6 protein-coding genes and 1 tRNA gene are annotated in these 10092 nt (G+C 49.4%); 4 read left to right on the forward strand and 3 right to left on the reverse strand.

Translation table 11 applies throughout. The annotated features are described in order from the left end of the window. From QZT80_RS13635 to QZT80_RS13645, 3 genes are all read right to left on the reverse strand, one after another. The coding region (locus QZT80_RS13635; protein WP_295122667.1) for a carboxypeptidase-like regulatory domain-containing protein at positions 1–374 on the reverse strand (374 nt) is incomplete at its 3' end. Between the two features lie 267 nt (positions 375–641). After that, complete coding sequence (locus tag QZT80_RS13640; RefSeq protein ID WP_295122670.1) at positions 642–4676, reverse strand: two-component regulator propeller domain-containing protein; 4035 nt, start codon at positions 4674–4676, stop codon at positions 642–644. A 148-nt stretch (positions 4677–4824) separates the two neighbouring features. Continuing rightward, positions 4825–6024, reverse strand: coding sequence for a hypothetical protein (locus QZT80_RS13645; RefSeq protein WP_295122674.1), 1200 nt, complete (start codon positions 6022–6024; stop codon positions 4825–4827). A gap of 678 nt (positions 6025–6702) precedes the next feature. Between QZT80_RS13645 and QZT80_RS13650 the strand changes: the two genes are divergently transcribed. The 4 genes from QZT80_RS13650 to QZT80_RS13665 form a co-directional block, all read left to right on the forward strand. Beyond that, positions 6703–7365, forward strand: a complete 663-nt coding sequence (locus tag QZT80_RS13650) for a hypothetical protein (RefSeq protein ID WP_295122676.1) — start codon at positions 6703–6705, stop codon at positions 7363–7365. An 819-nt stretch (positions 7366–8184) separates the two neighbouring features. After that, positions 8185–8258: transfer RNA gene (locus tag QZT80_RS13655), tRNA-His, on the forward strand. A gap of 81 nt (positions 8259–8339) precedes the next feature. Then, positions 8340–8897 carry a DUF445 family protein gene (locus tag QZT80_RS13660; protein ID WP_295122678.1) on the forward strand — a complete coding sequence of 186 codons (558 nt, stop codon included), beginning with the start codon at positions 8340–8342 and terminating at the stop codon, positions 8895–8897. 206 nt (positions 8898–9103) lie between these two features. Continuing rightward, on the forward strand, positions 9104–10092 hold a 989-nt coding region (locus tag QZT80_RS13665; protein ID WP_295122681.1), incomplete at its 3' end, for a carboxypeptidase-like regulatory domain-containing protein.

The raw sequence follows: 10092 nt of genomic DNA on the forward strand, positions 1-10092 counted from the left end.
GAGGCAATAGCGCCGGTTACCTGGCTTTTCTTCTGGGTGCCGTAACCCACTACTATTACATCTTTTAGTGCTACTTCATCTTTCTTTAATACCACGTTTAAATCGCCGCTGCCTGAGTAGGATACGGTTTGTGGTAGAAAGCCCATAAAGGAAAATTGAAGCGCCTGTGGAGCGGTACTGTTAAGTGTAAGGGTAAAGGTACCCTCGGGGGTTGTAACCGCGCCGTTACGCGTATTTTGCTGTACTACAGTTACCCCGGGAATAGCTTCGCCCTGGTCGTCGGTTACCTTGCCGCTCACTTTTACCTGTGCGAAGCCTGTGGAACAGACGAGTAAGAGTAGCGCGCAGCTAATCAGGTTCAGACAGTTTTTCATGTGTGAAGTGTTTTAATGATTTCCTGTTTAAAGGGAGTCTTTTGAAGAAATGAGTTTAAGAATGGTGGAATATGACGGAAGAGCCAAAGCGGCTGTTATGTCTTTTTCATACGTGGTGGATTTTGTTTTGAGTAAGGTAAAGTTACCCGCATGCCACCCGAAATTACTGCACTATGCTTTCAAAGTACTGTACAATAGTAACGGAACGGCCCTGTTACTAAAAACACATCCAACTGTAAATCAAATGATTAATACTATACAAACGGCCTATACCATCGTTTGCTGGGTCCTGTACTCGTTGGGCGAGCATTGATATTGTTTTTTGAATTCGCGGAAGAAGTAGGACTGGTTATTGAACCCCGTACGGTAAAATATTTCGGTCACGGTAAGCTGGGTACCTACCAGTAAACGGGCTGCTTCTTTTAACCGGATACACTTGATAAATTCACCGGGCGTCATGGCCGACAGTGCCTTTAGTTTCCGGTACAACTGCATTTTGCTGAGGTTCATATGTTTTTCAAGGTGTGCTGCGCTGAGTTGCTCGTCGGTAAAGTTATCTTCTATAAACTTCACCAGCTGCTGCAGGAACTGCTTGTCATCGTCGCCCATCTCCTCTTCTTCGATGTTGCTGAGCGGACTGTCTTTCCGGAACAGGTCGTGCATTCGCTCGCGGTACCCGAGCAGTTTACGTACGCGCACCTGTAAATGGGTAATGTGGAATGGTTTGGGTATGTAAGCATCTGCCCCGGCTTCGTAGCCTTCGATCTCGTGTTCGATGGCGCCGCGGGCGGATAGTATAATAAAAGGTATATGGCAGGTGCTGGGTGCGTTCTTTACACGGTCGCACAGTTCCAGGCCGTTCATGTCTGGCATCATCACGTCGCTGATGATCAGGTCGGGCAGGGTCTGTCGGATGAGTTCCAGCGCTTCTACCCCGCTGCCTGCCTCATATATAATGTATTGTGCCGCCAGCACATCCCGTAACAGGTGACGGATCGCATATTCATCCTCAACTACCAGGATGCTTTTACGCTCTCCTTCGGCCAGGCTTTCTAAGCGCGGCAACCTGTTGGCTTCTGTAATGTCCAGCTCCTGTTTGCCCAGCGGTTCGGTAATAGATTGTAGTAAAGGAGAGGGCGTTACATCGTCCTGCTGTATAATAAAGGTACCCTCGGTTACCTCGGGTTCCAACGGTATCGCTACCCTGAATACCACACCGCCCTGCTCATTGGCCACGCTCACCTGCCCCTGCAACAGGTTCACCAGCTGCCGCGTAAAAGCCAGCCCTATCCCGGCACTAAACTTCTCCCCCGGATTGGTATCGGCCGCAAAAAACCTCGTAAACAACTTATCCAGCTGATCTTCGGGTATGGTAATGCCGGAGTTGCTCACACTGATCTCCAGCATGCCCTGGTGTTCACCGGCTTTGAATATCACTTCCTGGTGTTTGGGCGAATGTTTGCAGGCGTTAGACAGCAGGTTGAACATGATCTTCTCCAGCTTATCTTTATCTACCACCCCTTCTATTCCCGGCTGGATATTCATTTTATAGCGCAGCCCCTTTTGCTTACACAAAGGCGCGAACAGTTCTGCGATGTTCTCCAGCAGGGCCGATACATCGAGCTGTGTGTAGTAGTTCTTCAGAAAGCCCGACTCTGCCCGCCTGAACTCGAGCAGCTGCTGCACCAGGTAGGTTAGCCGCGACGCCTGCTGCTGCAATAACGACGGGAAGTAACCGTTCTCCTGGCTCCTGTTCCGTTCGGCCGCACCCACTATCAATGTTAGCGGCGTTTGCAGTTCGTGCGCAATGTTGGTAAAGAAACTTAACTGCTGCTGGTGTACCTCTTCTTCTTTTTTGCGCAGCATATGTTCCATTTCGAGCTGGTATTTCATTTCCAGCTTATTGCGGCGGTACAGGAACATGGCGGTATATGCACCGCTTATCACCAGCAGGTATAACAGGAACGCGGGCCAGGTAAGCCAGAAGTACTGTTTCACCTGTATTTGCATCACGGCTGTTTCTGCCGTCCAGTTACCCTCGCCGTTCGACCATTTCACTTTTAAGGTATAACGCCCTGGTGGTACGTTACCGTAAGCCACTTTGCCATTACCACCGGAGTAGTGCCAGGCTTTATCATATCCTTCGAGGAAGTACGCGTACTCACATTTCTCTGCATATAAATAACTGATGGCCTTTAACTGTAACTCAAAAAAGTTACCACGCCGTTCCAGCGTATAGTCTGTTACGTTAGCCTGCCCGGGCTTTAATACCAGCAGTACGTTATCTTCCAATAACTTACCGCCTAACTGCAAACCACTCAGTAACAGGTTAGGATGCCCGTTACGCCCGCGTATATCGCCCGACTGGAAATAGTTAAACCCATAGATGCCACCGAAGTACAGGTTGCCTGCCACATCTTTCCACACCGCCCCATCACTGAATTCGTTGCTCTGTAAGCCGTCGGGCTCCTGGAAGTGTGAGATTTCCATGGTAGTGGCGCTGATGCGCGCCAGCCCCTTATTGGTGCTTACCCATATATTACCCTGCCCGTCTTCTGAAATAGCGTGGATGGTGTTGTTGGGCATGCCATTATCGGTGGTGAACTTGCTGAACGTTGGTGTTGCTTTATCTGCATCTTTTAACGATAACCAGTTAAGTCCATAACTGGTACCTATCCACAAACGGCCATTTTTATCAGGATATAATGATAACACATCGTTGTGGGACAAACTACCGTCGTACGAAAAGGCCTTATAACTACGGAACTGCTGTTTCTTAATATCCAACCTGCTAAGGCCACCATACCGGCAGCCTATCCAAAGTGTATGATCGCTGCCAAAGGCGAGTGCGTAAATAATATCGTTCGCAGGCCCGCTGCCTGTACCATTAAAAGTATACTGACGGAACATGGCTACCCGGTATCCCGCCTTCTCCTTCTCTATCTTCACCCGCACCAACCCGTAACCACTGGTACCCAGCCACACCGAGCCATCTGTATCGCCCAGTATCACGTACACAGAACCGAATGCAGGGTACTGATCACTGCCTGCTATTTCATCCCAGCGATAGAGCTTTTTATGTTCACGGTCGTACACATTTATGCCTTTACCATCGGTACCGATGTACACCAGGCTGCCGGCATTGTAAAATGCGAACACCGAATTGTTATCCAGTTTATCTTGTAATACCGGCTGCCGCTCTCCCGGTGTTTGCTTTGGAAAGCTGATAATACCGTTCCCCTTCGTGCCCACCCACAAAGCGCCATCTACTTCAGTAAAAGCGCGTACCGGTTTATTGATCGATCTCACTTCCCCGAAGTAGCGTGTTTGCGGATAGATCTTGTATATCCCATTACCATCTGTACCACACCACAACACCTCTTCACGACCGGTAGCCCAGGAAGTGATACGTGTACCCTGCAGGGCGGCTGCCTCTTCTTTCAGGAAACCTACTGCCTGCAGATCGCTGTTGTATACACCGAAACCCTGTGTAGCCCAGGCCAGCAGGTAATGATCTTTGTAACGGCACATCGCTTTTACCGATGCTGGTAACGATGCGGTTAATAAGGGCTGCAAACTATACCCGTCCAACTGGCGCACCTGGTTGCCGGCAAACAGGTACATCTTTCCATTATCGATAAAGAAATTGCTGATGTTTTGCTCCTGGCGAAAGGGCTTGTACTGCTGCCCATGTTGCGTATACGCTTCCAGCCGTCCATCGGCATGCAGTAACCACAGGCGGTTAGCAGGGTCGAATGCTGCTTTGGCAATACGGTCGCCGCTTACGGGCAATGCACATACCACGAATGAGTCGCGTTCGGCATTGTAATACATTAAGCCATCTTGTCGTGTAAGGCAAAACACCTGTCCGGCCGTATCGGTTACCAGTTCGTATTCCTGCTCGCTGATGCGGCTGTGCTGGCGCTTTTCGTAGAAGTAATTTGAGAAACGGCCTGTGAGTTTATGATAACGCGACACCCCTTCTACAGTACTCATCCAGATATCACCGCGACGGTCTTCCGACATCTGCAACACTACATTGTTGCCAATGCTACGCACCATATTATCTTTCCCGTAGTTAAACACGTGAAAGCTGCTGCCGTCGTACATATTAAGACCATCCCAGGTGGCTGCCCAAAGCAGGTCGCCACTGTCCATCAGTAACTGGTTTACGGCGCTGTTGGATAAACCATTGCGGTTATCGAGTTGTATGAGGTAATAAGGAGGCTGGCCGCTGCCGGCAGCCCTGGTATTTAGAAATGTAGTCAGTAAGATCAGACAAAGCAGGGATATTTTTTTCATCGTGGCCGTTTTATCGTTCAATGTTCCCGGCGGCCAGGCAAGAGGTGGCCGCATTTCGCTATTGCATTCTATAAAGTTAGGGAAGATGCGCCAATAAAAAACCCGCGCAGCTAATACTGCGCGGGTACAATAAACAGGCCAGTTGTTACTAGTCCTTCAGTTTATGCAGATAGAAAGATAATTTGAAGAGCAGTTCATCCTGCAGGCCGGCGCGTAACTTCGCTTCGTCTTCAGTGATGCCGAGTCTGCGAAGGCGCTGGTACGCCACGTATGAGCCTCCAACCAGTTCCAGGCATTCCTGGATCTTCTGTTTTGTATCTTCTTCTTTTAATCTCTTTTCCACTTCTTTTTTGCTGAGTATCTTATCAACATAATAAAAAGCTTCTTTGTCCTCTACCCACTTTCCGTTCACGAGTTGTTGCGGTTTGTACACTTCCAGGTAACAGTTGTCCAGTTTCAGCACTTCTCCAAATTCAGCACGAATGTCCATCACCAGTGGCTTGCCAGCCTGTGCGGCGGCAGTCATACGTTTCTTCAGCATTTCGCCCACCTGTTCGGCCATTTCCCCGCTGCCGGTCAGCAACTGGTTCAGTTCCGAAAATTCCATTCCGATAGCCACACGGGTAAGCCTTGAACCGAGTTTCATTTTACCATACAGCTTTGGCGCTGCCTTATCATCAAACACAATGTCTTCTACCTGCGCCTTGGTAATGGTATGATAATTTGGTTTGTAGCCTTCGTCTGCCGGGTTCGAACGTTTGTTCTTAGGCCGGGAGGCTTTGCGGCGGCTATGCTGCATAAAGTCGTCGACGAAACGCAGGTGTTGCTTCTGCAGTTTTTCGTAAATGGCATGCGCGGCATAGTTAGTCACGTTGCTTAATACCATAATGTTGTCCCACTGGTCGTGGCGTTCCACTTTCTTCAGCTCGTCGAGAATGTCGGCCACGGCCATATTACGACGGTACAGCAGTTCGCCTAACAGGAATATCGCGTATTCGTGCGTAGGATAACCGAGTTCCGGCAATACGTCCAGCGGACTCCTTTTCTGATCGCGGGCATGATTCAGCTGTTCATGGTCCGACATTACGGGTGCCAGCAGGTACTTCCTGGCGGCAGCGCGCAGTTTTTTGCTTACATAGTCCAACAGCTGGTCGTTCACCTGGCTGTGGTCTGTAAAATCGTGCAGGATCTGGACAAAACGTTTAGAAAACGGTAATCCGAACTGTGTCAGGATATCGTTTTCCAGTTCCAGCACTACATCGTCTGTTGCTTTCCCCTTTTCGGCGCCTGGCTGCTGTTCCTGGATCCGTTGGTAATACTCCCTGAGTTTAAGTTTGAGTTGATCCATATACTTACTAATTAATACTTTTTAAACCTCTACAATAAAATTGAACACTCACACAGTTTACAAAACATCTATTTCGGTTAGTTATGGGCATAAAAATCCCAGCACTTCGCGATGCTGGGCTAGTAAGTTTTGTGGATGCTTTTCAGTATCCTGGGTTGCGAGAGGCAAAAATAAGGCATTTTAGAAGGCGGGCAAAGAGCAGTTAGGGCCGTGCGGACTCTGCAACCATCTAATCAGGTGAGAATGAGCTTCAAAAAAGATTGTAATCTGGATGTAAAATGGCTTTTCGCGCCCGTTTTGACCCGGCCAGGGTGCAAAATCCTAATATGTTGGGGCCAGCGGAGGGAGCGCTCCCCAGCCCCCGTTGTGTCACTCCCTTCAGCTGTAGTGGGTAGTTTGGGCTGGGGAATGGCTTTTCCGTTGTCGCAATCACACCCGCAAGCCTTAAAACGCGTCTAACCGTCCGCTTGCGCGCCGCTTCACCCAGCTTTGTCCATGCACTCACCTTACATTTTCTCTTAAACGGACAACTTTTTCTCTCAAACGATCAATTCCTCCCCCAGGCCATCACCGATCTTTGTCTGATAATGCCGTAAGCGCAGGAACCGGAATTTTAACCGGAACGGCCAACTTTCCGGCTTTGCGATAACCGATCTTTAATATATAAAACAAACAAACATGGCAGTTTATACACATAATATTATCACCCACGGTTTAAGTGGAAAATTCGGCAGATACAGTTACTTCCGTCAGCGTAACGGTCGTACTCACTTTTGCCGCATCGAAAACCCATATACCGGCCCGCTGTCCGACAAACAGGTAGCCAGCAACAACAAATTCCGCCAGGCCCACCTGTTCGCCCAATCCGTAATAGGCAACCCTGCGCGCAAAGCCTCCTACGCCCGCCGCGCCCGTAAAGGCCGCAGTGCCTACAACGAGGCCATCTCCGACGCTATGCAGGCCCCTGAGATCAGGCACCTTCAGGAACATAACCGCATGATACGCATTGTGGCTATCGATAATTTCGAAGTAAGCCAGGTAAGTGCGGAGCTGTATGACGATACAGGTGTACTGATCGAAAAAGGCATGGCGACGAGAAGTAATCATGCAGATAACTGGCGATATAAAGTGAAGACTAAAAACGCCGCACGCGTGGTGATAAAAGCATTTGATGCAGCGGGGAATGTTGCTGCACAGGAGATGTTTACGGAGGGTATATCCACAGCTTCGTCGCTCCCTGCAAAAACATTTACCGACCACACGCCTGGCAAAGAAACACGTATCGCGGTATTTATCAGTAAGCCCGGCAACCCGCCTCCATGGCCGCACGCCGATAACTGACAGAAGTGAAAAGCACTGTCGTAGTAATCAGCATTGCCGCTACTCATGTTTTACTATTGCGAAGACTGCGCACGAGGATGGCTTCGTACCTCGCCATGACGGCCGGGGAGAGAGCTGTATCGGTAACACAATCTGTGTACAGGCTTCTTTACGGTAGCGAAGACTGCGCACGAGGATGGCTTCGTACCTCGCCATGACGGCCGGGGAGAGAGCTGTATCGGTAACACAACCTGCGTACAGCGCTGCTTTATCGTCGCGAAGACTGGAGTGACAGTTCGGGTTTAAAAGCAACTATTTTTTGATAGAGGGTATCGAATTTACTTCAGCGTACCCGCTGCTATATGGGTAACGGTGCGCATCGCGCGGCCCCGTATAAAACCGACGGATGCAAAATCCTATTGTGTGCCCGCTAACGCGGGCATCACCATCTCCGTCATGGCGAGGTACGAAGCCATCCTCGTGCGCAGTCTTCGCGTCAGTAAAGCCGTGCGTGCAAGGGGATATTAGCTGGGCAAAGCATCCGCAATTTCGCCAGGCACCGCTAAAGCCGATAGCCTTCTCCCGCCCTCCTTACAACCAATTATTGGCCATGACGGATTTGGTAATGCCCGCCTTTACTTTCTGACGGGTATTGAGATGTCGCTGAAAGGAGTGACACAACGGCGGCTGAATAGCGAACAAATGTTTGTTCCATACTTCCCCAGTCTTCCAACCTGCAACCAAACAAGCTTTTCAAAAAAGTTGCAACATTTTTCAAATCACATTTGGAAATTAAATCCGATTTGTATTACCTTTGCACTCCACAAACAAACAGACACGGTGGTTGTAGCTCAGTTGGTTAGAGCATCAGATTGTGGTTCTGAGGGTCGGGGGTTCGAGCCCCCTCATCCACCCGGATAAAACGGCTTCCTTTCAGGAGGCCGTTTTTGTTTATTCTTGGACGTATTTTTGCAATCTATTTTAATACCATGCAAATGCCTGTTTACATCATACCCATCGTTACAGCCATAGCCGGCTGGCTCGCTATTTTCCTGGCGGTGAAATTGTTATTCAGACGCATTTTGCCTAAACAGCAGCCGCTCATCGCCTCCAAACTGGGGCAACTCGTAGCTACCCAACTCTTTTCTTTCGACGCTATCCGCGCCAAACTCAGCGAGCCTGAAAAGATAAAAGCTATCATGCCTTTCGTGGAAACACACCTCGACCACTTCCTGCGCGAGAAACTGCCGAAAGCCATGCCGGTATTGTCCATGTTCATCGGTGATAGCACCATCTCGCAAATCAAAGGCACTTTGGTGGACGAACTCAATACGCTGTTCCCTAAAATCATTGATCAATACCTGCAAAATGCACAGCAGGAATTTGATATGGAAAAGATCGTAACCCGCAAAGTGAACGAGATTTCTGTAGCCGAAATTGAGAAAGCCGTACAGGCCAATATGGGGAAAGAACTCGCGATGTTAAGCGGCTTCGGTGCGCTGGTAGGACTGTTGACTGGCCTCGTTTACCTCGGTATTACGCTCCTCTTTTAATATATCCTGCACATGGAGTGTTAACAAGTGTTAACACCTCCTTTCTAGTGTTTTAGTATGGTTGTCCAGCTAAAACACCCACTTATCAAATATAACGGGATTACATCCTGCCGTCGGCTACTTTTGCAGCTGGTACGGAACACGTATCTATTGTAATATCAACATCAGTTTGGTCTGAAAACAGTGAAGCAAAACAATTTATGAGAATGAAAACGCGATTCGCAGCTATCTTACTTCTATTATCCACATTTACCTTACAAGCCATTGCACAACCGCCCGCCGGCGCACCACAAGGCGGTATGCGGCCTGGCGCACCAGGTGGCGCTATGCCGGCCATTGGTCACCTTTACGGAAAACTACTTGATGCTAAAACAAAACAACCGGTGGAGTACGCCTCCGTTACGCTGCACAGGGCGAAAGACAGTTCGCTGGTTACCGGCATGCTGACCAAACCTAACGGCGACTTCAGCTTAGAGAACGTACCCTTCGGCCCTTTCTTCGTACGCATTACCTTTATGGGCTACAAAACCCTCGCTAAAAAAGTAACCGTTACGCCGCAAACTGTCGACCAGGACCTGGGCAACATTCGTATCGAACCGAATGTAAAAGCACTGGCAGAAGTAGAAGTTACCGGCCAGCGCAGCGCGTTCTCCATGGGCATCGATAAAAAGATATTTAATGTAGACCGTAACCTCGTAAGCGTGGGCGGTACCGCTACCGATGTACTGAAAAGTGTACCTTCTGTAAATGTAGACATCGACGGTAATGTACAGGTGCGCAACGCTGCCCCTACCTTGTTTGTAGACGGCAAACCCTCTACCCTTACGCTCGACCAGATCCCCGCCGACGCTATCGAAAGCGTGGAACTGATCACCAACCCCTCTGCACGTTACGATGCGGAAGGTATGAGCGGCATCCTCAACATCGTACTGAAAAAGAACCGTAAAGCGGGTATTAACGGTATGGTGAACGGTGGCATAGGCACCAACGATAAATATAATGGCGGCGGTAACCTGAACATCCGTCAGGGTAAAGTTAACTTCTTCATCAACTATAATATTAACGCCAACCGCAACTGGGGCAATGGTGTTACCGATCGTACCAACTTCCCTGCCAACGGCGACACCAGTTACACCCGCCAGGTAAGCGACAGCCGCAATGGTGGCAAGTTCCAGTTCGGCCGCGCCGGGTTCGA

It is taken from the genome of uncultured Chitinophaga sp. (genome assembly GCF_902168175.1).
GTDB lineage: Bacteria > Bacteroidota > Bacteroidia > Chitinophagales > Chitinophagaceae > Chitinophaga.